Genomic DNA, 21,578 nt, shown 5'->3' with positions numbered 1-21,578 from the left:
AGGTGTGTCGTGATCCGGGCTGCCGCCGTGACGATCGACGGCGCCCCGCTGGCCGACCCCCGCCGGCTGCGTGGCGTCCGGGTCGCCGCCCGCCTGGACCAGCCGACCCAGTGCGAGCTCACCGTGGCCACCGCCCCGGGCGCCGCCGCCCTCGACCCGCCGGTACGCCCGGGCGCCGCCCTCGACCTGCGCCTGGACGGCCAGTCCGACGCCCTGTTCACGGGCGAGGTGACCGCCGTCGAGGTCGAGTACGCCGGCGACGGCGTGGCGCTGCTGCGGATCAGGGCGTACGACCCGTTGCACCGGCTGCGCAAGCGGCAGGAGCTGCGGGTGTTCGAGTCCGTGACGGTCGCCGAGCTGGCCGGGGTGCTCTGCGCCGGCCTGGGGCTCACGGTCGACGCGGACACCGACGGGCCGCGCCTGGAGCGGCTGCTCCAGCACCGGCACACCGACCTGGAACTGCTCCGCGAGGTGGCCGGCCGGGCCGGGCTGCACCTGGCGGTGGAGGGCGACCGGCTGCGCCTGATGACCCTCGACGGGCACGGCGACCCCGTCCCGCTCACCCTCGGCGGGACCGTGCACGCGCTGCGGATCGCGGAGAACCTGGATCGGGCCGGCGGCGGGTGCGCGGTGCTGGGCTGGCACCCGCAGCGCGCCGAGCCGCTGCGCCAGGAGGCCGGCGAGGCCCGCTCCGGCCGGCGGATCCCGCTGCGGCCGGACCCGGGCGGGGTGGGTGCCGACGGGATGCGCACGGCCGTCGACCAGCCGGGCCGCAGCGACGACGAGTTGGCCGCCCTCGCCCAGGCCGGTGTGGACGCCCGGGTCGCCGCGCTGGTCACCGCCGAGGGCACGGCCGAGGGTGATCCGGCGCTGCGCCCCGGCCGGCGTATCGCGCTGGCCGGGGTGCCCGATCCGGTCGCCGGGGTGTACGTGCTCACCGAGGTGGTGCACACCCTCGACGCCAACGGGCACCTGACGCGCTTCTCCACGGTCCCGCCCGCACCACCGCCGCCCGCCGCGCCCGTGGCGGCCACTGTCACCCTCGGCACGGTCACCGACGTGGACGACCCGGACGGGCTGGGCCGGGCGCGGGTGACGCTGCCCGCGTACGGGGATCTGGACGCCGGCTGGCTCGCCGTGGTCTGCCCAGGCGCGGGCCGGGGCAAGGGCATCGTGGCGCTGCCCGACCCGGAGGACACAGTGCTGGTGGCGCTGCCCGGCGGCGAGCCGGCGTCGGGCGTCGTGCTGGGGTCGCTGTTCGGCGCGGTCGAGCCGTACGACGCGGGAATCGTGTCGGGGCGGTCCCGTCGCTGGTCGATGCGGACCGGCACCGGCCAGTCGATCGTCATCGACGACGACGGGCGCGCGCTGCGGCTGGCCACCGACGGCGGCAGCTTCGTCGAGCTGCGGCCCGAGCTGACCACCGTGCACGCGGCCGGTGACCTGGTGCTCTCGGCGCCGGGCCGGGCCATGGTGGTGCGCGCCCGCACCGTCGACTTCCTGCAGGCGGAGGCGGCCGAGGACGCCGAGACCGCCGCCGCCCAGGCCCGTACCCTCGCCCGCGCCCACGGAGGTGGCTGATGCGCTGGATCCACCGCGACTCGCTGATCACCTGCGACCACGACGGCCGGGTGGCCAACCGCCCCTCGCAGCGGTGGGTGACCGTACGGGGCGTGCCGGTGCTGGTCGAGGACGACCCGGAGGGGCGGGACATCACCGCGTGCCCCAACTACGGGCCGACCATCAAGCCCTGTGCCAAGACGCTGAAGGTGACCGTCGGCTACAGCGCCTGGCTGCGGGTGGACGGCCACCGGGTGGTGCTGTCGAACCTGGACGGGCTGACCGACGGCACCCCGCCCGGGCTGGTCCACCACACCGTCCGGGATCCGCGGCAGACCTTCCTGGGGGCGGACGCATGAGGGCCTTCCGGTTCGTGGGCGCCGGCTTCGACGCCGGTCGCGCCGGCGGTCTCGCGCTGACCGCCGCCGGCGGCCTGGCCATGACCGAGGGCGACGAGACCGTACGCCAGGCGCTGTTTCTGCTGTTGTCGACGACGCCGGGCGAGCGGCTGATGCGCCCCGGGTACGGGTCGCGGCTGCACCGGCTGGTCTTCGCGCCCAACGACGACACCACGGCCGGCCTGGCCATCCACTACGTGCGGCAGGCGATCCGGCGCTGGGAGCCGCGGGTCGAGGTGCTCGACGTGGACGCCGGGCCGGACGCGGACGAGCCGTGGCGGCTGGTGATCCGGCTGGACTACCGGGTGCGGGCCAGCCTCTCCCCCGGCCAGTTGGTCTTCTCCGTCGACCTGCTCCCCGTCGACGACGGACCCGGCGAGGAGGCGACAGCATGACACTGCCCGTGCCGCACCTGGACGACCGCGCCTTCCTCGACCTGGTCACCGAGGCGCGGGAACGGATCCGCGCGTCCTGCCCCGACTGGACGGACCTCTCCGCGCACGACCCGGGGATGGCGCTGCTGGAGGCGTTCGCCTACCTCACCGAGGTGATGATCTACCGCCTGAACCAGTTGCCGGAGAAGGCCTACGTGGCGTTCCTCAACCTGCTCGGCGTGACCCGGCACCCGCCGGCCGCCGCCTGGGCGGACGTCCGCTTCACCCGGACCGGCCCGGACCGGGGCGCGGTCCGCGTCCCGGCCGGCACCCGGGTCGCCGCCGCCCGCGGCGCGGACCCCCGGCCGGTCGTCTTCGTGACCACCGAGCCGGCCGTGCTGCCCGCCGGCGAGACCGAGGTGACGGTTCGCGTGCACCACTGCGAGCCGGTCGAGGCGGAGCTGCTGGGCACCGGCACCGGGCAGGCCGGGCAGGTGTTCCGGGCGGCCCGGGCGCCGCTGACCCGGACCACCGAGGCGCTGGACCTGCTGCTCGGTGTGGAGGTGCCGACCGGGTCGGTGGAGCTGGGCGCGGCGGCGCGGGAGCACGAGGGCCGCACGTACGAGATCTGGCGACCGGTGGACAGCTTCGCCGGCGTCGGCCCGCAGGCCAAGGTCTACCTGGTCGACCGGGCCTCCGGGGTGGTCACCTTCGCCCCCGCGCTGGACCTGCGGCCGGCCGACGGGGCCGGGCCGGGTGTCGAGGGGGCGCCCGGGCCGGTCGCGGCGGTGCCGCCGGCCGGCCGGCAGGTCCGCCTCTGGTACCGGTGCGGCGGCGGGCCGGCCGGGAACGTGGCGGCCGGAACGCTGACCAGCCTGCGCGACCCGTTGCCCGGGCTGAGGGTTGACAACCCGGCGCCGGCAGCCGGGGGCCGGGACCTGGAGTCGTTGGAGTCGGCCCTGGCGCGCGGGCCTTACGAGTTCTTCGCCCAGCAGCGCGCGGTGACCGCCCGGGACTACGAGATCCTCGCCGCCGGCTCCGGCGCGGTGGCCCGGGCCCGGGCGTTCACCCGGGCGGCCGTCTACAGCTTCGCCCGCCCCGGCGAGGTCGAGGTGGTGCTGGTGCCGTACGTGCCGGAGCAGGCCCGCCCCGGCGGCCGGCTGCCGGTGGCGGTGCTGCGCGAGCACGAGGTCGAGGAGGCCCGCCGCCGGGTGGAGGCCGACCTGGAGCGGCGCCGGGCGCTCGGCACGGCGGTGCGGGCCGGCTGGGCGCGCTACAAGGCGGTCTCCGTCCGGGCCCGGGTGGTGGTCCGCCGCGAGGAGGACGTGGACGCGGTGCGCCGGCGCATCCACGACCGGCTGCACCAGACGCTCAGCCCGCTGCCCACCCCGCTCAACCCGGCCGGCTGGGCGTTCGGCGAGCCGCTGCGGGCCTCCAACGTGTACCGGCTGCTGGAGCACGCCGAGCCGGGCGTGCGCTACGTCGAGTCGGTCCGGTTCGTTGTCGACGAGGCGCCGGACGCCCAGGTGCGGGCCGTGGCCGTCGACAAGTACCAGGCGGGCACCTGGTACGCCGGGCGCGGTCCGGTCCTGTTCCGCTCCACAAACGCGGGGGCGGGCTGGGAGCCGGCCGGCCGGTTCGACGGCGAGAGCGTGGTCCGGGTGGTGCCCGCTCCCGCCCCGGTCCGCCCCGGCGTGGTGCCCCGCGCCGGTTCGGTGGCCGTGGTGACCGCGCGCGACTCGGGTGGTTCCCGGGTCCGGCTGAGCACCGACCTCGGCGAGACCTGGACGCTGCTCACCGACCTGGACTCCGGCGTACGCGACCTGGCCTGGATCGACCGCGACGGCGCCGGGGCGCTGCTGCTGGCCACCGACGCCGGCCTGTACGAGGTGTCCCTGCTGCCCGGCGCCGTGCCGTTGCAGATCCTCGTCGACCCGGCGGACGCCGACCGCGGCTTCTACGCGGTCCGGTCGTTCGTCTCCGAGCGCGGCGCGCCCGGGGTGGCGGTGGCCGCGCAGGCCGGCTTCGGCGTCTACCTGTCCACCGCGGCCGGCCGCCCCGGCACCTTCGCGCACGTCGGCCTGGCCAACGTGGACAACCGGGTGCTCGCCGTGCAGTACGACGGCCCGGCCACCCTGCTGTGGAGCGGCGCCGGCGAGCCGGACCCGAAGAAACCCGGGCAGGGCTGCCACCGCACGCGGCTGTTCGAGTCCGACGTGAAGTGGCAGTCGATGGGCAGCGGCTGGATCGGCGGCACCTGCCGGGACCTGGCGTTCAGCGGCCCCCTGGCGCTGGCCGCCACGCAGAGCGGCGGCGTGGTCCGGCTGGACACCCTGGCCGCGCAGCCGCAGTGGCAGCCCGTGTCGGTCAACTGCGGGCTGCCGCTGCGCGACCGGACCCGGTTCGTCCCGGTCGACGCCATCGCCGCCACCGTGCCCGCCGGCGCCGGTGGGGCCGGCCGGCTGATCCTGGCCGGCGGCGAGCGCGGCGTGTACCGCAGCGGCGACGCGGAGGACTGGACGGCCAGCGCCAACCAGGCCACCGCCGACGTGGTCACCGTCCCCGGCACCTGGCTGCTCTGCTCCGGCGAGCACGACATCGAGGTGGTGCGGCAGGATGCGCCGAGCGGCGATTGAGCGGCTGCTGCCGGCCGCGTACCAGCGGGCCGCCGGCCCGGGCAGCGTGCTGGGCGCGCTGCTGGACGTCATGGAGGCGCTGCACGCACCGGACGAGGCGGTGCTCGCCGACGTGGACGCGCTGTTCGCGCCGTACCGGACGCCGGACGGGTTCGTGGCCTACCTGACCCGGTGGGTGGCCATGGACCACGTGGTCGCCGCGCCCCGGGCGGACGCGCCGCTGCCGCTGCCGGTGGGCCGGCTGCGGGACCTGGTGGCGCACGGCGCGCTGCTGGCCCGGTGGCGGGGCACGCCGTACGGGATGCGGACCGCGCTGGAACTGGCCACCGGCGTGACCGGGTTCGTGCTGGAGGAGCCGGCCGACCGGCCGTTCCACGTGGTGGTGCGGGTGCCGCCGGCCGCCGCCGGCCGGCTCGCCCTCGTCACCCGCATCGTCGAGGCGGAGAAGCCCGCCGCGGTCACCGTCGAGGTGACCACCGACCCGGCCGCCGAACCCGCCCCGGACCCCGCCGCCCCGGAACCACCCGCCGCCGGCGACCAGGAGCCGCCCGGCACCGAGGACCCGGAGCCCACCGATGCCCCCGCCGCCGACCCGGAGCCTTCCGACGCCGACGGCCCGGAGGGCGCGGCCACCGGGGTGGCGTCCGTCCGGGCCGTCGGCCGGGCGCACGTGCCCTCCCCCGCACCACCGGACCAGCCCTCAGAGGAGCCGTCATGACCACCGAATGGACCGTCGTCGCCGCCGCCGAGCAGTTCACCCTGGACGCGCGCAACTGCGGCGAGCTGACCTTCACCGTCTCCAACCCGGGCGAGGCGCCGGACACCGTGGTCTTCGACGTGGCACCCGGCGAGGGCACCCAGCGCGGCTGGTTCACCGTGGCCGAGCCGCAGCGGGTGGTACCCGGGCAGGGCTCCGTGTCGTTCCTGGTGCGGCTCGCCGTGCCGCCCGGCACCCCGCCCCGGCGCTACGACATGACCGGGTTCGCGTACTCGGCGAACACCGCGCCGGAGGAGAGTTCCCGGTCCAGCGGGCGGGTGACGTACGACGTGCGGGCCGTCGTACCCCCGAAGCGGGCGCCGTGGCCGTGGCTCGCGGCCGCGGCGGCGCTGCTGCTCGTGGTGGCCGGGACGGTGGTCTGGCTGGTGACCCGGGGTGGCGACCCCGCGCCCCCGGCCCGGGCCGAGGTGGTGACCGTGGAGGCGGAGAGCCTGGTCGCCGGCGCGACGGTGCAGTCCACGACGGCGGTGGAGGCGCAGGTGGTGTCCCAGGAGAACTGCTGCGAGGTGGTCTGGTCCGGGGACGCCCAGCTGTTCTTCCTGGGCCGGGCCGTGGGTGACCGGGTGACCGTGTCCGTGGACCTGCCGGCGGACGGCACCTGGCGGCTGTCCACCGTGCGCACCACCTCGTTCGACTACGCGAACACCATCTGGCTGGTCGACGGCCGGCAGGTCGGCGACACCTTCCTCGGTTTCACGCCGACGGTGGTGCGCACCGACTTCGTGGACGTGGGCACCGTGGAACTGGCTCGGGGGCCGCACAAGCTGACCCTGGTGGCGGTGAGCAAGACGCAGGGCACCGACAGGTACTTCGCCGGGGTCGACCAGATCCGGTTCACCCAGCTCCTCCAGCCGTGAGCGGGCGGCAGAAGGTGCTGCTGGCGGCCCTGGCCGGGCTGCTGGTGGTGCTCTACGTGGTGGCGGTGGGCGGCGGCCGGCACGACCGGGGCGACCCGGCCGCCGGGCCCGGCTGGCTGGCCCGGTTCGGCGGGAACGCCGGCACGGTGGACCCGGCGACGGTGACCGTGGCGTGCGTGCCGCCGGCCAGCGGGCCGAGCCCGTCCGCCGAGGGCGTGGTGGTGGGCTTCGGCACCGCCTGCCGGTTGCGGGTGTCCGATCCGGGCCGCCTGCGCAGCCTGGTGCTGCGCAGCGCGGCGCCGTTCGTGGTGACCGCCCCGGCGCCGGGGGACGCCGACGTCACGGTCACCGACGAGGTGACCCCCGGCGAGGACGGCGCGGCGGTGGCGAAGGTGGCGGTGGACGGCGAGACCGAGGTCGTCCTGCGGTGCCCGGGAGGTGGCGGATGCGTGGTCACCGTCACCCGGTCCTGAGCGGACACGGGCCAGGCCGGCCGGCGCCGGCCGGTGAGGAGGCGCGACATGGGTGAGCTGCGCAAACCGTTCCTGCTGCTGGCGCTGCTCGCCATCGCGCTGGTGGTGGGGCTGGAACTGGGGTCGGCCGCGCTCACCGGCGGCGGGGACGCCGGGGGCGCGCTGCGGGACAGCGCCGGGCAGCTCGGCGTCGAGCTGGGTGACGTGGGCGCGGTGACCGAGCCGTCCGGCCGGGGCACCGGGTACCTGGCGCTCGTCGACGTGGTCGCGTTGTGGACCACCGGGCTGTTCAGCCTGAGCCTGGTGGTGCCGGACCGGATCCAGGGCCGGGTGCAGGGCGTGGCCACCCTGGTCTTCTCGATCCTGCTGCTGCTCGCCTCGCTGGTCCTGCTGATCGTCGCGTTCGTCGAGCTGACCGTGATGGTCTCGCTGTTCCTGGCCGCGCCGTTCGGCACGCTCGCGTACCTGGCCGTGTGGGGGTTCTTCCCGGTCGGCGACGCGGCCGTGCTGCTCGGCCTGGTGCTGCTGCTCAAGCTCGTCTGGGCGGCGCTGCTGCTGGCCGCCCAGCCGCGCTTCCTCCAGAACAAGGGCCTCGTCCTGCTGGCGCTGACCACCCTGCTGTGCACGGTCGTGCTGGAGTTCCTGCACCAGCTGGTGCCGGGGATCCTGGTCAGCATCACCGACGACCTGGGCGCGGTGGTCTTCGCCGTGGTGGCGGTGATCTGGGCGCTGGTCCTGCTGATCGGCTCCATCCCCGCCATCGTCAAGGCGGTCCGCACCACGGCGACCACCTCGCGCCCCACCGTGCGCTCGGGGTGATCGCCGCCTCCGCCGATCAGGCAAGGGCTTTCCCGGCGGCGCTGCGGTAGCCTCTCGGCCACCGGGGTGTGCGAGGGGGTGCGCATGGCGACGCTGGCCGACGTCGCCCGTCGGGCGGGCGTCTCCCCCGCGACCGCGTCGCGGGTCATCAACGGCAGCAGCAAGCCGGTCGCCGACGAGCTGCGCGACCGGGTGCTGAAGGCCGTGGCCGAGCTGCGGTACGTGCCGAACGCGCACGCCCAGCTGCTGGCCCGGCCGCAGCGCAGCGTGGTCGGCGTCCTGGTGCACGACGTCTCCGACCCGTACTTCGCCGAGGTGACCCGGGGGCTGCAACGGGTCGCCACCGAGCGGGGCCGGCTGGTCATCATCTGCAACAGCTACCGCGACCCCGAACGCGAGGTGGAGTACGTCGACCTGCTCCGCGCCCAGCAGGTCGCCGCCATCGTGCTGGCCGGCTCCGGCTACCACGACCCCACGGTCAACGCCCTGCTCGACGAGCGGCTCGCCGCGTACGCGGCCACCGGCGGGCGGGTGGCGGTGATCGGCCGGCACCGGCACCGGGGCGACGCCGTGCTGCCGGCCAACGAGGAGGGCGCCCGCCTGCTCGGCGCGGAGCTGCGCCGGCTCGGTCACCGGGCGGTCGGCGTGCTCGCCGGCCCGCGCTCCCTCACCACCACGAGCGACCGGATCGCCGGGCTCGGCGCCGGGCTGGGCGAGCCGCTGCCGGAGGCGTCGATCCGGTACGCGGACTTCACCCGCGACGGCGGATCCCGGGCCGCGGCGGAACTGCTGGACGCCGCGCCCGGGCTGACCGCGATCGTGGCGCTGAACGACTCGATGGCCGTCGGCGCGCTGAACCTGCTCCGCGCCCGCGGGGTGCGGGTGCCGGCGGAGATCTCCGTGGTCGGCTTCGACGACATGCCGATCGCCGCCGACGTGACCCCGGCGCTGACCACGGTCCGGCTGCCCCTGGCGGAACTCGGCGCGCGGGCAATGACCCTGGCGCTGGAGCCGGCCGACGGGCGGGACCGGGTGGAGAGCCTCCCCGCCGAACTGGTCCGCCGGGACAGCCTCGGCCCCGCCCCGACCTGACCGGCCCGCGCTCAGCCAGCTCAACCCGACCGGCCCGGGCCCGCCAGCTCAACCCGACCGGCCCAACCACCGGACACCCGGGACGCCGCTGTCCGGCCGGCCTCAGTCCTGGCCGCCGGACACCCCGGACGCCTCCGCCGGCCGGCCTCAGTCCTCGCCGGCGGCGAGGGCGGCGAGGCGCGGGATCTGCCGCGGGTCGGCCAGCGCCGACCCGACCGCCACCACCCGCGCCCCGGCGGCCAGGAAGTCGCGGGCGTTGTCGGCGTCGATCCCGCCGGTGGCGACGAACCGCGCCTCGGGCAGCGGCCCGGCGACCGCCCGGAACCACGCCGGGCCGAGGCTGACCGCCGGGAACGCCTTCAGCCAGACCAGGCCGTGGTCGAGGGCCTGCTGCGCCTCGGTGGGGGTGGCCACGCCCGGCAGGTGCGGGATGCCGTAGCTGACCGCCGCGTCGGCGACCGCGAGGTCCAGCCCGGGGGCGACGGTGAACGCGGCTCCCGCGCCGGCGGCCTGCCGGACCTGGGCGGGGGTGCGGACCGTGCCGGCGCCCACGAGGCGGTCCCGCCGCCGGCCGGCGTCCACGGCGGCGCGCAACGCGAGGACCGCGTCGGGGGTGCGGATCGGCACCTCCACCACGTCGATGCCGACGTCCCAGGCCCGCTCGGCGAGCCGGACGGTCTCGTCGGGGGGCAGGTCGCGCAGGATCACCATCACCCGGGCGGGGCCGAAGACCGGCGCGAAGTCGTGCCCGTTCACCCTGTGCTCCCTCCACCGTGGCCACTGCCGGCCGCATTCTGCACCGTGCGGGCGCCGTCGGGCTGCCCCGACCGCGGATGGGGCCGGCGCTCCCCCTCGGTGCGGCGCCGGCCCGGCCGGTAATCCCGTTGCCGCCCGCGGGCGGTCCTGCGACCATCGAAGCCATGATCAAAAGAGAGGGCGTGACCACCTCGGCGCGATGAGCGCGCCGCACCGGCAGCGGGACCAGCACCGCGCCGGACACTGCGACGTACCGGCGAACCACCGCCGCCGGCACCGGACGGCAGGGCTCCGCGACTGGCTCTGGACCGTCTTCCCCATGTGACCCACGACCACGCTCCCGCCGGCTCGGACCACCGGCGCGGTCAGCGGGGTCCGGCGGCGTGCGCCCGTTCGCGGCGGGCGGCCCGCCGGGCCCGGACCACCCGCACGACCACCACGAGCACCACGACGGCGAGCAGTGCCTCGCCGCCCCAGCCGAGCCGCCGCTCCAGCAGCCGGAACGACGCCCCGGCCAGGTAGCCGAGCAGTGCCACGGTCACCGCCCACAGCGCGCCCCCGGCCAGGTTCGCCAGGGTGAACGCGCGGCGCGGGAGGCCGCTCATCCCGGCCAGCCCGGGCACCAGCGCCCGCAGCGCGGCCGCCCACCGGCCGATCACCACCGCGGCGGCGCCCCGGCGGCGGACGAGATCCAGCGCCCGCGACACCTCCCCGGAGCGGACGAACCGGCGGGGCGTGCGGGCCAGCAGCCGCCGCCCGTACCGGCGGCCCACCAGATAGCCGACCTGGTCGCCGAGGGCCGCGCCGAGGACCGCCGCGAGGATCACCGCCCAGAGCGGCAGCCGCCCCTCGTGCGCCAGCACCCCGCCCACCAGCACCGCGATCTCGCCCGGCACGAGCAGCCCGAGAAAGGTGGACGCCTCCAGCGCCGGCAGCAGGAACACCAGGGCCAGCACCAGCGCGGGCGGCAGCGCCACCAGCAGGTCCAGCACCCGGTCCACCCGCCGATTGTGACCCGCGGCCCGGCGGCGCCGCGCCCGCCCGGCGGGATCGGACATCAGGTCGGAACCAACCGCCGGGTCGAGGAATAAGGCCGGCCCCGACCGGGGACAATGACCGACAGGACGGGACGGTGACGGCAAGCGCCCAGGCCCGGGACGTACGCGGGACGGGGGACCGGACGTGGAGGGTGGGACAGCCGCCGGGCTGGTGCCGGGCGACGACCCGGCCGGGACGGCCCCGGTCTTCACCGTCGACCTGCCCGCCGACCCCGCGCGGCTGGCGCCCACCCGGGAGCGGCTGCGGGGCTGGCTGCGCGCGCACGGGGTGAGCGAGTGGGACGTCGAGACCGTGCTGATCGCCACCGGTGAGGCGTGCGCCAACGCCATCGAGCACGGCTACCGGTTCGCCCCCGAGGGGATCACCACGCTCCGCGCGGAGTTGCGCGACGACCACCTGACGATCGAGGTGCGCGACCGCGGGGGCTGGCGGACGGACGCCGACGGCGAGTCCGGCGACCGGGGCCGGGGGCAGATGATCATGACCCGGGTGATGGACGAGGTGAGCGTCGCCGGCACTCCGGAGGGCACCACCGTCCGCCTGGTCAAGCGACTGACCGGGAGCTGACCCGACCCGGCCGTTGCTGGCGAAGATCAGCTATAAGGGACGCATGGAGTTCCCGGCGTACCTGGCGACAATGCCGATGCACGCGATCACCGAGATCCACGGCGAGCCGGGCCTGCTGGCCCGCTTCCGGCTGGAGGTCGAGGCGTTCGACGAGCCCGCCCGGGAGCGGCTCACCGCCGCCCTCGACCTCGCCGCCGAACTGCACCGGGAGGACCGGCGGGTGCGCGAGCCGTACCTGAACCACCTGCTCCGGGTGGCGATCCGGATGATGCACCACTACCAGGTGCGGGACGTGGACGTGATCGTGGCGGGCCTGCTGCACGACGCCGTGGAGGACCACCCCGCCGAACTGGCCGGCCCGGACACCGCGGGCGATCCCACCCCGGCGGCGCTGGCCGCGCTGGCCGCGCGGTTCGGCCCGCGGGTCGCCCGGCTGGTCGGCGCGGTCACCAATCCGGCGTACGACCCGGGACGCGACCGGCACGTCCAGTACCGGGAACACGTGGCGGCGAGCCTCGACCGCGAGCCCTGGGCGCGGGTGATCAAGGTATCGGACTTCACCGACAACGGGGTGGGCGTGATCCACACGGTCGGGCCGAAGGTGGCCCGCTCGGCGGCCAAGTACCGGCCGCTGGTGCCCGTCTTCCGCGACCTCATCGCCCGGCCCGACACGCCGCTGTCGGCGCCCGTGAAGCGGCACATCTTCGCCCAGCTCGACCTGGCCGAGGAACGGTTCAGCGCGATCCTCGACCAGCCGAACTGACCGGCGGTTGTGGTCAGCTCGCGTCCGGGGGTGGGGCGCCGACGCGGCCGCCCAGGGCGGCGGTGATCCGGTCGCGCAGCGCGGGCAGCCGGTCGGGGCGGTCGCGCAGCACCACGCGCAGCGGCCGGTGGCCGCCGGCGGCGACCCCGCCGAGCACGTCGAGCAGGGTGCCGAGCTGGGCGGGCGGCTCATCGGCGAGCAGGTCCACCGCGTCCCGCACGACGAGGGTCAGCGGGCCGGCGTCGAGCCGGTCGGCCAGCACGTCGGCGAGGGCGTCCCAGTTGCGCCCGAACCAGACGGGCAGGGGCAGGGCCGCGGCCAGCGCCTCGAACAGGCCGGCCCGGGTCCGGGCGGCCGCCGCGGCCACCGGCACCCCGGCCGGCTCGGGCTCCGGCCCGCCGTCGAGGACGAGCCAGGCCGGCGGGTGCGGGGACGCTGCGCCCATCGGTCGATCCTTTCCGGCCGGCGCGGGCCGGGCCCGCCGGCCCGACCCGCCCGACGCCTGTCAGAGCCGGTAGAAGTTGGCGTAGTGGTCGGGCGAGAACCAGGTCGCCCCGGTGCTCTTGTTGACCACGATCCGGTACGCGTCCCGGGCGGCGCCGCAGGCGCGCGGGTAGACGTCGTACTCGTAGTAGGTGGCGTTGGTGGGGAGCTGCCCCTCGTAGTTGTAGAACCGGCCGCCGGCGAAGTTGCACAGGCCGCCGCTCCAGGAGTACCAGCCGCGGCTGGTCGGGAAGCTCTTGGCGGACCAGCCCGAACGCGCGGTGCGGGCGTCGGCGCAGCGGGTCATCGTGCAGGAGCTGTAGACGGCGGCCTGTGCCGGCTCGGCGAGCCGGGTGGAGACCGCCGGCGGACCGACGAGCGCGGCGGCGACCATGGCGGTGAGCAGGGCGCACGCGCCGAGGGCCCGGCGTACGCGGGCGCCGGTGGAGCGGAGCGGTGTCGCGAGCGTGATCAAGGGATCCTCCCCGAACTGGGCGACGGCATCGACCGGTGTCGTTGTCCGGCCGCGCCCAGTCTGGCGGTGATCCTTCCCGGCGTACAGACCCGCGCGGCGACCGCGCCCCGAATGCCGGGTGAACGCTCGATGATCGACCATGGCCGGGCGGCCCCTCGGACCGCCCGGCCGGGCCGGTTCAGCAGCCGATCCGGGTGGCGCCCAGCGCCACGTCGTCGAACCAGAGTGTGTCGGCCGCGCCGCCGTAGCTCTCCCAGCCGATCTTGAGGTCGGTGAGCCGGGGACGCCAGGTGCGGCCGTACCACTGCCCGTCGACGTCGTGGGTCGGCACGCCGTCGGCGGTCAGCCCGGCGACCGCCGCGCCGTCGAGCCAGGTGCGCAACTGCCCGGTGTTCCCGTCCACCATGAACTCCACGCAGGACCAGCGGCCCGTGGGCAGCGGCACGCTCAGCGCCACCCCGGCCGGGCTCTGCTCGGGCAGCGTCGCGTCGTCCGAGGCCCGGTTCCACTGCAACGCGCCGTTCTGACCGCCCATCCGCAGGTCACGGTTGCCGTCGGCGGCGTCGGTCATGGCCAGGAACGTGACGTGGTCGGCCGGGAGGGCTGTGGTGTGGCGGACCCAGAGCCGGCCGTAGCGGACCGCCCCCACCGCGGACAGGTCGCGGTTGGCGCGGACGAAGACGTGGTTGCAGTAGCCGGCCCCGCCGTCGATCCGGACGGACCGGCTCCCGGCATGGGCGGTGGCGGTGTCCACGGCGGCGGCGCCCGTGCCGGCGCAGTCCGGGTGCACCACGGCCCAGTCGCCGGAGGGCGCGGACCCGGTCTGGTTCTCGAACCCGTCGCAGAGCACGGCGCCGGCACAGCCGGCCGGCGGCGGCCCGGTCGGGCTCGGCGAGGTGGTCGGCGTCGGGCTCGGGGAGGTCGTCGGGCTCGGCGAGGTGGTCGGCGTCGGGCTCGGGGACGTCGTCGCGCTCGGCGAGGTCGTCGGTGAGCCGGACGGCGAGGGTGGCGCGGTCGTCGGACCGGGCGGCGCGCCGTTGCAGGGCACGCCGTTGAGCGTGAAGGCGGTCGGCGCCGGCGCGGCCGGACCGACCGTGCCCTGGACGCCGAACTCGGTGGCGCCGCCGGCCGGCACGCTGCCGTTCCAGGCGGCGTTGCGGGCGGTGACGCTGGCGCCGGACTGGCTGACCACGGCGTTCCAGGCACCGGTGATCCGCTGGTCGCCGGGGTACGTCCAGCCGACCGTCCAGCCGTTCAGGGCGGTGTCGCCGGGGGCGACGCGGACGGTGGCGGTGAACCCGCCCGGCCACACGGTGGGGCGGTAGTCGACCTGGCAGCCCTGCGCGGCGGCGGCCGGGCCGGCCACCAGCGGGGTGACGACGACGGCGGCGGCCAGGGTGGCGACGGCCGCCACAACCGGGGCGGGACGGGCGTGGGAGATCCTCATCGGGGTCCTCTCGGCGGGCCACCGGTCGACCGACCGGCGGCGCGGAGACTGCGGGGACCTCGCGTGCGGACGCGCGCGACGGCGCGTACCGGAACTGCCCGGCTCGGGCGGGACGTGCAGCCGCCGTACGGCGGCGCCCGCCGATGAATGTAGTGATGGTTGCCGATGCCTGGCAAGGGGTGCGGGCGGGCGTCGCCCGCCCGCACCCCGTCGCCTACTGCGCGAACGCCTGGAACTCGGCGATCCGCACGTTCTGCGCCTGCGGGCTGGCGGTGGCGCAGTCGGTCGCCGCCCGCGGGTCGGCGTCCTGCTCACCGGCGTAGTCCGGCGCGCCCGTGCACTGGTTGGTCACCACCTCCACCCGCAGGTGGGTGGCCCTGGTCCGCGGGATGTCGAAGGACCGGACGATCAGCTCCGGGGCCCGCGGCCGCGGCGCCACCGACGGGAAGGCATCCGCCGGGCTGGTGTAGACGACCCGGTAGTTCGCCGCGTCGGCACAGCTCACCCCGTCCCCCGCCGTGCAGGCGAGGACCCAGAACTGGCGCAGCGCGGAGAACCGGTTCTGCGTGCCGGCGTCCGCGTCGCCCGCCACCGGCGGGCGCAGCATGGCGCTGACCTGCACCCGGCGGACCTGCTGCGTACCCCCGGCCAGGTCGACGGTGACCTGCCGGCCGGCGACAGGCGCGCCCAGCGAGGCCCAGTTGGTGGCCTCGTCGTCGTCGGCGATCCGCGCCAGGTTGATCCCGTCCCCGCCGACCGTCGCGCCGGCGGCCGTCGAGGCGAGGTTGCGGCGCAGCGTCACCGGCAGGTCGCGGACCTGGCCGGCCGTCACGGTCACCGGGCCGACCCGGACGTGCCCGTAGCCGGGGGCCCGGACGACGAACTCGTACGTGCCGGGGACCAGGCTCACCTGGTCGGTGAGCGCCGTGGCGGCGTCGGTGTCCGCCACCGGCACGGCTCGGGCCTGGTAGCGGCCCACGAACAGCTGCGCCCCGGACACCACCGCGTCGTCGTCGACCGGCCGGAAGGTCAGGGTCGCCTCGCCCGCGTACGGGGAGGTGAAGCCGGGCGTCGGGTTGACGTCCGCGTTGCCGAGGCTGGCCGCGGTCTCACCGAGGCCCCGGGCGGCGAACGCGTTCCAGAGCAGGTCCTGGTTGGCCCCGCCGAAGCGGATCCGGTCGGCGGCGAGCATCGCGTCCCGCGCGTCGACCATGCTGACCTGGCTGACCGCCATCAGCAGGAACGAGTCGAAGACCAGCTGGATCCAGCGCCGGTTGCCCGGGCAGGCCGTCACCGGCGTCGCCCCGTCGGCGCAGGACTTCTGCAGGGCCGCGTCGCCCGCGCCGTACCGGGCCATCATGGCCGCCCGGATGTCGGCGTTGGTGGCGCTCCACACCTCACCGGAGGCGTGCACCTGGAGGCCCACGAAGTCGTAGTCGATCGCGCTGTAGTTGAGCGGGCTGTCGCTCATGTTGTAGTTGCGGATGCCCGCGTTCGGGTCGCCGGTGGTGTACTCGCCGATGGTGAAGCCCTTCCGGCCCGGCGCCGCGTACCCGTGCTCGTACAGGTACTCCATGGCGAGCTGGTCCGACCAGCTCTCGCTCATCCCCTGCGGGGAGCTGACACCGGCGTTCGGTCCGGCGATCATGCGGCCGCTGACGGCGTGCCCGTACTCGTGGGCGATGACCGACATGTCGAAGTCGCCGTCGACGCAGGGCGCGTAGAACGAGCCGGCGCTCGGCTGCCACAGGTACATGTTTGTCGTCGGGGCGATGCCGTCCGGCGGGGTGATCTGGTTGGCGTTGTTGCGGGCCGCGAACGCCGGCGGGCCGCCGCTGACGCCGCCGGCCTGCGCGTTGCCCTGCTCCGGGTCGTTGCCCAGCCCGCTGCGGCCGAGGTTGTCCCGCTGCATGTTCCAGGTCGCCTCGGTGAAGCCCAGGTGGTACGACCAGTCGTGCATCCGGTTGTGCATGGCGAACAGGTTGGCCCGGGCCGCGTCGATGTCGTTGGCCTGCGGCGAGGTGAAGGTGTCCGGGCTGCACTTCTGCACGTACCACTGGTTGGTCCAGGGGTAGGCGTAGTTGCGGTCCGGGCGCGGCGTGGCCGTCTCGGTGCCCACGCTGAACGGGTCGTTGCTGAACCAGTTCTGCACGGCGAACGCGTTGTTGCCCCGCGTCGTGGTGGTGGACGTCCCGGTGGCCGGGTCCACGTCCCAGGCGGGGTGCCCGGGCACGCCGACCACCTCGTCGCAGCCCGCCGCCGGCTCGGCGCACCAGCGTACCCGAGTGTCGGTGGAGGACTTGTCGACCGACGGCGAGTTCGGGAAGACCTCCCACGACGGGTTGTCCACGTCGTGGTCGACCAGGTCCTCGCGGACCAGCACGCTGCCGTCGCGGGCGTCCACGTAGGTGGCGAAGGCCGCCGGGTCCGCGCCGGTGACGTCCGCGCCGAGGACCACCTCGTACGCCGCCCGCGGCCCCCGGTCCGCGGTCGGCACCGCGACCAGCGAGGTACGCAGGACGGTCGGGTCGGTCAGGCCGGCGTCGGCCGCAGCGGCCCGCCGTGCCTCGTCGGCGCTGATCGTGGCCGGGGCGGGCGCGCCGGCGTCGCGGGCCAGGGACGAGCTGACGTGCCACACCACCCCGTCGCGGACGCCGACGGCCAGCATGCCGTCGACCGCGGCGGGCAGGTCACCGAAGCGCTGCCGGAACAGCACGGTGGCGCCGTCCCCCATCGGTGCGACGGTCAACTGCTCCAGGGCGGCGGCGCCCTCGGCGGTCAGCCCCAGCACCTCACGGTTCGCGGCCACGTACGCCCGCGCGGCGGCGGCCGGGTCGGCGGGCAGCCCGGTGGCGAGCGGCCGGCTCGTGGCGGTGAGCACGGCGGGCGTGCCGAAGTCGGTCCAGCGGACCCGGGCGCCGAGCGCGGCGGCCCGGTCCTGCTGGCGGTCGGTCGGCGCGGTCCGCCCCTTCCGGTTGTCCTTCGTCTTGCTGTCGTGGCTGTCGCCCGGCAGGTGGCCGGGCTGCGCCTGGGTCGGAATCTCGTGCCGGGGTGCCGCCTGGCCGCCAGCTCCCGCGGTCAGGACCAGCCCGGCCGCGAGTAGCAGCGCGGTGGCCCCCGTCGTCGCACGCGATGGTGTGCGCACGGTCCCTCCTGTCATCGAACGGCGATGTCCGTCCCGCCATCCGACCAGCTCAACAGGACACTCGACACCGGCCGAACATCCACAAGTTCTCATGCGTCGATGCGGCGTTTCCTCCTGGCGGCCACGCCGTGCGCGGCGGGCTCAGCCGGTGGCGGCCGCGCGGCGCGCGAGGATGGCCAGGGTCTCGCGGCGCACCTCGTCGGTCTCGTGCACCAGGCGACGGTGGGCGAAGCGGACCACCACGATGCCCTCGGCTGGGGTGCTTTGTCGTCGGCGTGTCCGGTCGCAGGTGCGTCAGCGATCGTGACGTCCACGAGCGGCACGCCGGCCCGCGCCCCGCGCGGCTGCCGGGAGCCGCCGCGTCGGCTTGTTAGCGTGGGACCGCGGAGGGCCGGCTCGGCGTCTCCGCACACCCCTCGAGCGGCCGCACCGACCCCGTACCGGCGCGGCCGTACGACGCGCGGCTACTCCATCGGAGAGGGGTGCGATGACCGGGACGCCCGGCGAGGACGGCGGCTCCCACGCCGGCGAGACGGACGGCGGCGGTCCCGAGGCCGGCCACGGTCGAAACGTCGAGGGCGGAAGCGTCGAGGGCGGCCGCGGCCGGAGCGTCGAGGGCGATCGGGGCGGAGTGCCGGCGCCGGACCGGTGGAAGCGGTGGCGCGGCCGTGCTCGGGAGCTCTGGGCGGCCACGCGGCGCGGGGCGGCGCGGCTGTGGACGGCGGCCCGGCCCCTGCTGGACCAGTTGCAGTGGCAGGAGGCGGAATCCTCGCCCGTGACGCTGGTCGACCGGCGGGCGGCGCCGACCCTGCTGGTCCCGGCGCAGGGGCAGGTCTACCACTTCGTCGTCCGGGCGACCTTCACCTGGACGTCCCACAACGCGCGGCCGGAACTGTTCGGCTGGTACGTCGACCAGTTCCAGCCGCAGGCGCTCCAGCGGTTCCGGCGCATCGCGATGCGGTGCGCCTCGGACATCCCGCCGGACCTCCCCCGCGCCTTCATGGCCGTGCTGGAGGGTGCGATGACCGGCGACGACGCCCTCCCGTGGGCCTACGAGCGCGGCGAGGTCACGTTCACCTGCGAGCCGGACGTGTCGGTGTACCTCGACGAGCCGGTCCGCAGGCTGCTCCAGCCGTACTGGGACCAGCGCATCGCCCTGGAGTGGCAGCGCGACCTCGACCGCCGGCGCGCCGCGTACGCCGAAGAACAGCGCGCACGCCGCCCCGAGAACGGCACCGCGCCAACGACCGGCTCGCCCGAGAACGGCGCCACGCAGGCGGCCGGTATGCCGGAGGCGCTCCGGACGGACCACCCGCCGCAGCAGCGGAAGCGCCCGCCGGAAGGCCGGCGGGTTCCCCGGCCGGACGCCCCGGTCGAGCAGTTCACCCCGCTCGAACCCTTCCCGCCGCCGCCCGCCCCGCCTCCCCCGCGTCGTCCTTCCGGGCCGCAACCGACGCCGCAGTCCGGCGAGACCCCGTTCGGCGAGACCCCGTCGGGCGACCCGGACAGCCCCGGGCCGCCCGACGCCTGAGCCAGCAAATCAGCAGTTGTCGGTGCTGGTCTGGTTGCGCTCGAGGCACGGCGCTCAGGCGGCGAGCGACGCGTACCGGCCGGCGCGGTCGAGCAGGCTGGCGTGGGTGCCGGACTCGACGATCCGGCCGTGGTCGAGCACGGCGATCTGGTCGGCGTCGCGGACCGTGGAGAGGCGGTGCGCGATGGTGACCACGGTGCGGCCCCGGGCCAACTCGTCGAAGGCGCGCTGCACGGCGCGCTCGGTCTCGGTGTCCAGCGCGCTGGTCGCCTCGTCCAGCACGAGGATCCGCGGGTCGCGCAGCAGCGTGCGGGCGATGGCCAGGCGCTGCTTCTCGCCGCCGGAGAACCGGTGGCCGCGGGAGCCGACCACGGTGTCGTAGCCGTCGGGGAGCGCGGCGATCAGGTCGTGGATCTGCGCGGCGCGGGCGGCGGCCTCGATGTCGGCGTCGGTGGCGTCGGGCTTCGCGTACCGGAGGTTCTCCCGCACGGTGGCGTGCAGCAGGTAGGTCTCCTGGCTGACCACGCCCACGACGGCGGCCAGGTCGGCCAGGCGCACGTCGCGCAGGTCGACGCCGTCGATCGTGATGCGGCCGGCATCGGGGTCGTGCAGCCGGCTGATCAGCGCGGCGAGGGTGCTCTTGCCGGAGCCGGTCTCGCCCACGAGGGCCAGGCTGGTGCCGGCCGGGACGTCCAGGTTGACGCCGGCCACGGCGGCGGTGTCGCTGCCCGGGTAGCTGAAGGTGACGTCGGAGAAGCGCAGGTGGCCGCGGACCCGGGCCGGGTCGAGGGCGACCGGGTGTGCCGGGTCGGCCACCTCGACGGGCAGGTCCAGGTATTCGAAGATCCGGGCGAACAGCGCCATCGAGGCGGTCAGCGAGACGCCCACGTTGAGCAGGCCCATGAGCGGCCGGAACAGGTTGCCCTGGAGGGCGGTGAAGGCGACCAGGGTGCCGATGGTGAGCGTGCCGGCGGTGCCGGGCAGGCCGGCGCCGAGGTAGATGACGGCCGGGATCGCCGCGAAGATCACCGTCATCGAGGCCATCCGCCAGCGGCCGGCCAGCTCCGAGCGGAGTTCCAGGTCGACCAGGCGGGCCGAGGAGGCGGTGAACCTGTCGACCAGGGTCGCGCCGGCCCCGAGGGTCTTGGCCAGCTGCACGCCGCTGATCGACAGCCCCTCCTCGATGGTGACGTTGAGGTCGGCCAGCTCGCGCTGGCGGCGTGCGGTGATCTCCCGGCGCAGCCGGGCCACCCGACGGGTCAGCCAGATGGCGGGCGGCAGCACGACCACCGAGACGAGGGTGAGCCGCCAGCTCAGCGCGACCATGGCGATGACCGTGGCGACCACCGTGGTGAGGTTGGCGGCGATCGACGTGGCCGTGGAGGTGACCACGGCCTGCATGCCGCCGATGTCGTTGGTGATCCGCGACTGCACCTCGCCGGTGCGGGTGCGGACGAAGAAGCCGATCGACTGGCGCTGGAGGTGGGTGAAGACGTCGGTGCGCAGCCGGTGCATGACCTCCTGCCCCACGCGGGTGGAGATCCAGGTCTGCGCCACGCCGAGCACGGCGGTCACGGCGGCCACCCCGACCATGCCCGCGACCAGCCAGGCCAGCAGGGTCAGGTCGCGCTCGGGGAGGGCCCGGTCGATCACGGTACGCAGCAGGAACGGCGACGCCATCGCGATCACGGACGACGCCACGATGATCGCCACCACGGCCGCGAGGGGACCGCGATGGTCGGTGAAGAGGCCGCCGATCCGGCGCAGGGACACCTGGCGGGCCTGCGCCTTCTCGGCGGGGGTCACGGTGGTTCGGCCGCCACCGCGGCCGTCTCGGAATCCGTCCAAGGGGGTGCTCTCTTCCGTCGGGGACATTGCTGAGGTTACCTCATCATGAGGTAGCAACAGCATGTGCTGCTACCGTATTCCGGTGACCGGCAGCGACGACGAGGAGAGCCTGGCCGAGACGTTCTGGGCGGTGGCCCGGCGCCTGCGCCACCAGTCCAGGCGCACCCTCGAACCCTGGGAGATCAACCCGGGGCACGCCCGGGCGCTCGCCGTGCTCATGCGGCACGGCGCGGTGCGGCTCAGCACGCTCGCCGAGCACCTGCGCATCGCGCCCCGCTCCGCCACCGAGGTCGTCGACGGCCTTGCGGAGCGCGGGCTGGTCGAGCGGCGGCCCGACCCGGTGGACCGGCGGGCGACGCTTGTCGCGCTCACCGGCGAGGGCGAACGGGTCGGCGAGGCCATCCGGGTGGCCCGGGCCGCCGAGGCGGAACGGTTCTTCGGCGCCCTGGACCCGGCGGACCGGACCGAGCTGACCCGGATCCTGCGCCGCCTGCGCGACGACTGACGCAGCCGACCG

At 75.7% G+C, this 21,578-nt stretch carries 21 protein-coding genes; 14 read left to right on the top strand and 7 right to left on the bottom strand.

Annotation, left to right across the window (positions count from 1 at the left end; translation table 11 throughout):
* Nucleotides 1–9: 9 nt before the first annotated feature.
* The 9 genes from GA0070603_RS00855 to GA0070603_RS00815 all read left to right on the top strand — a co-directional run bounded on the left by GA0070603_RS00855 (nucleotide 10) and on the right by GA0070603_RS00815 (nucleotide 8,987).
* Nucleotides 10–1,581 (top strand): phage baseplate assembly protein V, encoded by a 1,572-nt coding sequence (locus GA0070603_RS00855; RefSeq protein WP_091305741.1) that lies wholly within the window; start codon nucleotides 10–12, stop codon nucleotides 1,579–1,581.
* Complete coding sequence (locus GA0070603_RS00850; protein ID WP_091305738.1) at nucleotides 1,581–1,919, top strand: hypothetical protein; 339 nt, start codon at nucleotides 1,581–1,583, stop codon at nucleotides 1,917–1,919. The genes GA0070603_RS00855 and GA0070603_RS00850 overlap by 1 nt, the downstream gene beginning before the upstream one ends.
* Nucleotides 1,916–2,353, top strand: coding sequence for a GPW/gp25 family protein (locus tag GA0070603_RS00845; RefSeq protein WP_091305735.1), 438 nt, complete (start codon nucleotides 1,916–1,918; stop codon nucleotides 2,351–2,353). The genes GA0070603_RS00850 and GA0070603_RS00845 overlap by 4 nt, the downstream gene beginning before the upstream one ends.
* Complete coding sequence (locus tag GA0070603_RS00840; protein ID WP_091305733.1) at nucleotides 2,350–4,968, top strand: putative baseplate assembly protein; 2,619 nt, start codon at nucleotides 2,350–2,352, stop codon at nucleotides 4,966–4,968. The genes GA0070603_RS00845 and GA0070603_RS00840 overlap by 4 nt, the downstream gene beginning before the upstream one ends.
* Nucleotides 4,949–5,686, top strand: coding sequence for a phage tail protein (locus GA0070603_RS00835; protein WP_091305730.1), 738 nt, complete (start codon nucleotides 4,949–4,951; stop codon nucleotides 5,684–5,686). Before GA0070603_RS00840 ends, GA0070603_RS00835 begins: the two co-directional genes overlap by 20 nt.
* A complete protein-coding gene (locus GA0070603_RS00830; protein ID WP_091305727.1) occupies nucleotides 5,683–6,603 on the top strand; it encodes a carbohydrate-binding protein in 921 nt (306 codons plus the stop codon). The genes GA0070603_RS00835 and GA0070603_RS00830 overlap by 4 nt, the downstream gene beginning before the upstream one ends.
* Nucleotides 6,600–7,076 (top strand): hypothetical protein, encoded by a 477-nt coding sequence (locus GA0070603_RS00825; protein WP_091305725.1) that lies wholly within the window; start codon nucleotides 6,600–6,602, stop codon nucleotides 7,074–7,076. Before GA0070603_RS00830 ends, GA0070603_RS00825 begins: the two co-directional genes overlap by 4 nt.
* A 48-nt stretch (nucleotides 7,077–7,124) precedes the next feature.
* Entirely contained in the window at nucleotides 7,125–7,895 is a 771-nt protein-coding gene (locus tag GA0070603_RS00820) for a hypothetical protein (RefSeq protein ID WP_091305722.1), read from the top strand.
* A gap of 84 nt (nucleotides 7,896–7,979) precedes the next feature.
* Nucleotides 7,980–8,987 carry a LacI family DNA-binding transcriptional regulator gene (locus GA0070603_RS00815; RefSeq protein ID WP_091305695.1) on the top strand — a complete coding sequence of 336 codons (1,008 nt, stop codon included), beginning with the start codon at nucleotides 7,980–7,982 and terminating at the stop codon, nucleotides 8,985–8,987.
* Nucleotides 8,988–9,134: 147 nt separating this feature from the next.
* Here GA0070603_RS00815 and GA0070603_RS00810 read toward each other — a convergent pair whose 3' ends face one another.
* The gene (locus tag GA0070603_RS00810) at nucleotides 9,135–9,743 is read right to left on the bottom strand and encodes a bifunctional 4-hydroxy-2-oxoglutarate aldolase/2-dehydro-3-deoxy-phosphogluconate aldolase (protein ID WP_208862772.1); all 609 of its coding nucleotides are present in this window, start codon (nucleotides 9,741–9,743) and stop codon (nucleotides 9,135–9,137) included.
* 199 nt (nucleotides 9,744–9,942) lie between these two features.
* On the opposite strand from GA0070603_RS00810, the gene GA0070603_RS32300 reads away from it, so the two are divergent.
* Nucleotides 9,943–10,068 (top strand): hypothetical protein, encoded by a 126-nt coding sequence (locus tag GA0070603_RS32300; RefSeq protein WP_279627467.1) that lies wholly within the window; start codon nucleotides 9,943–9,945, stop codon nucleotides 10,066–10,068.
* Nucleotides 10,069–10,108: 40 nt separating this feature from the next.
* On the opposite strand, the gene GA0070603_RS00805 is transcribed toward GA0070603_RS32300, so the two are convergent.
* A complete protein-coding gene (locus tag GA0070603_RS00805; RefSeq protein ID WP_208862771.1) occupies nucleotides 10,109–10,744 on the bottom strand; it encodes a DedA family protein in 636 nt (211 codons plus the stop codon).
* A gap of 181 nt (nucleotides 10,745–10,925) precedes the next feature.
* On the opposite strand from GA0070603_RS00805, the gene GA0070603_RS00800 reads away from it, so the two are divergent.
* Both GA0070603_RS00800 and GA0070603_RS00795 read left to right on the top strand, forming a co-directional pair.
* A complete protein-coding gene (locus GA0070603_RS00800) occupies nucleotides 10,926–11,369 on the top strand; it encodes an ATP-binding protein (RefSeq protein ID WP_244282334.1) in 444 nt (147 codons plus the stop codon).
* Nucleotides 11,370–11,412: 43 nt separating this feature from the next.
* Nucleotides 11,413–12,132, top strand: a complete 720-nt coding sequence (locus tag GA0070603_RS00795) for an HD domain-containing protein (RefSeq protein WP_091305691.1) — start codon at nucleotides 11,413–11,415, stop codon at nucleotides 12,130–12,132.
* Nucleotides 12,133–12,145: 13 nt separating this feature from the next.
* On the opposite strand, the gene GA0070603_RS00790 is transcribed toward GA0070603_RS00795, so the two are convergent.
* From GA0070603_RS00790 to GA0070603_RS00775, 4 genes are all read right to left on the bottom strand, one after another.
* Nucleotides 12,146–12,577, bottom strand: coding sequence for a barstar family protein (locus GA0070603_RS00790; protein ID WP_091305689.1), 432 nt, complete (start codon nucleotides 12,575–12,577; stop codon nucleotides 12,146–12,148).
* Between the two features lie 60 nt (nucleotides 12,578–12,637).
* Nucleotides 12,638–13,009 carry a ribonuclease domain-containing protein gene (locus tag GA0070603_RS00785; protein ID WP_370464071.1) on the bottom strand — a complete coding sequence of 124 codons (372 nt, stop codon included), beginning with the start codon at nucleotides 13,007–13,009 and terminating at the stop codon, nucleotides 12,638–12,640.
* A 259-nt stretch (nucleotides 13,010–13,268) separates the two neighbouring features.
* A complete protein-coding gene (locus GA0070603_RS00780; RefSeq protein ID WP_091305684.1) occupies nucleotides 13,269–14,537 on the bottom strand; it encodes a cellulose binding domain-containing protein in 1,269 nt (422 codons plus the stop codon).
* Between the two features lie 214 nt (nucleotides 14,538–14,751).
* Nucleotides 14,752–17,682, bottom strand: coding sequence for a M36 family metallopeptidase (locus tag GA0070603_RS00775; protein ID WP_091305681.1), 2,931 nt, complete (start codon nucleotides 17,680–17,682; stop codon nucleotides 14,752–14,754).
* Nucleotides 17,683–18,169: 487 nt separating this feature from the next.
* Between GA0070603_RS00775 and GA0070603_RS00770 the strand changes: the two genes are divergently transcribed.
* Nucleotides 18,170–19,213, top strand: coding sequence for a hypothetical protein (locus GA0070603_RS00770; RefSeq protein ID WP_091305679.1), 1,044 nt, complete (start codon nucleotides 18,170–18,172; stop codon nucleotides 19,211–19,213).
* A 54-nt stretch (nucleotides 19,214–19,267) separates the two neighbouring features.
* On the opposite strand, the gene GA0070603_RS00765 is transcribed toward GA0070603_RS00770, so the two are convergent.
* The gene (locus tag GA0070603_RS00765) at nucleotides 19,268–21,088 is read right to left on the bottom strand and encodes an ABC transporter ATP-binding protein (RefSeq protein ID WP_244282332.1); all 1,821 of its coding nucleotides are present in this window, start codon (nucleotides 21,086–21,088) and stop codon (nucleotides 19,268–19,270) included.
* Between the two features lie 34 nt (nucleotides 21,089–21,122).
* On the opposite strand from GA0070603_RS00765, the gene GA0070603_RS00760 reads away from it, so the two are divergent.
* A complete protein-coding gene (locus GA0070603_RS00760) occupies nucleotides 21,123–21,566 on the top strand; it encodes a MarR family winged helix-turn-helix transcriptional regulator (RefSeq protein ID WP_187399461.1) in 444 nt (147 codons plus the stop codon).
* The last annotated feature ends 12 nt before the right edge of the window (nucleotides 21,567–21,578 follow it).

The sequence above is a fragment of the Micromonospora chersina genome (assembly GCF_900091475.1).
Classification (GTDB): Bacteria; Actinomycetota; Actinomycetes; order Mycobacteriales; family Micromonosporaceae; genus Micromonospora; species Micromonospora chersina.
This window is presented reverse-complemented; position numbering and strand designations above follow the sequence as displayed.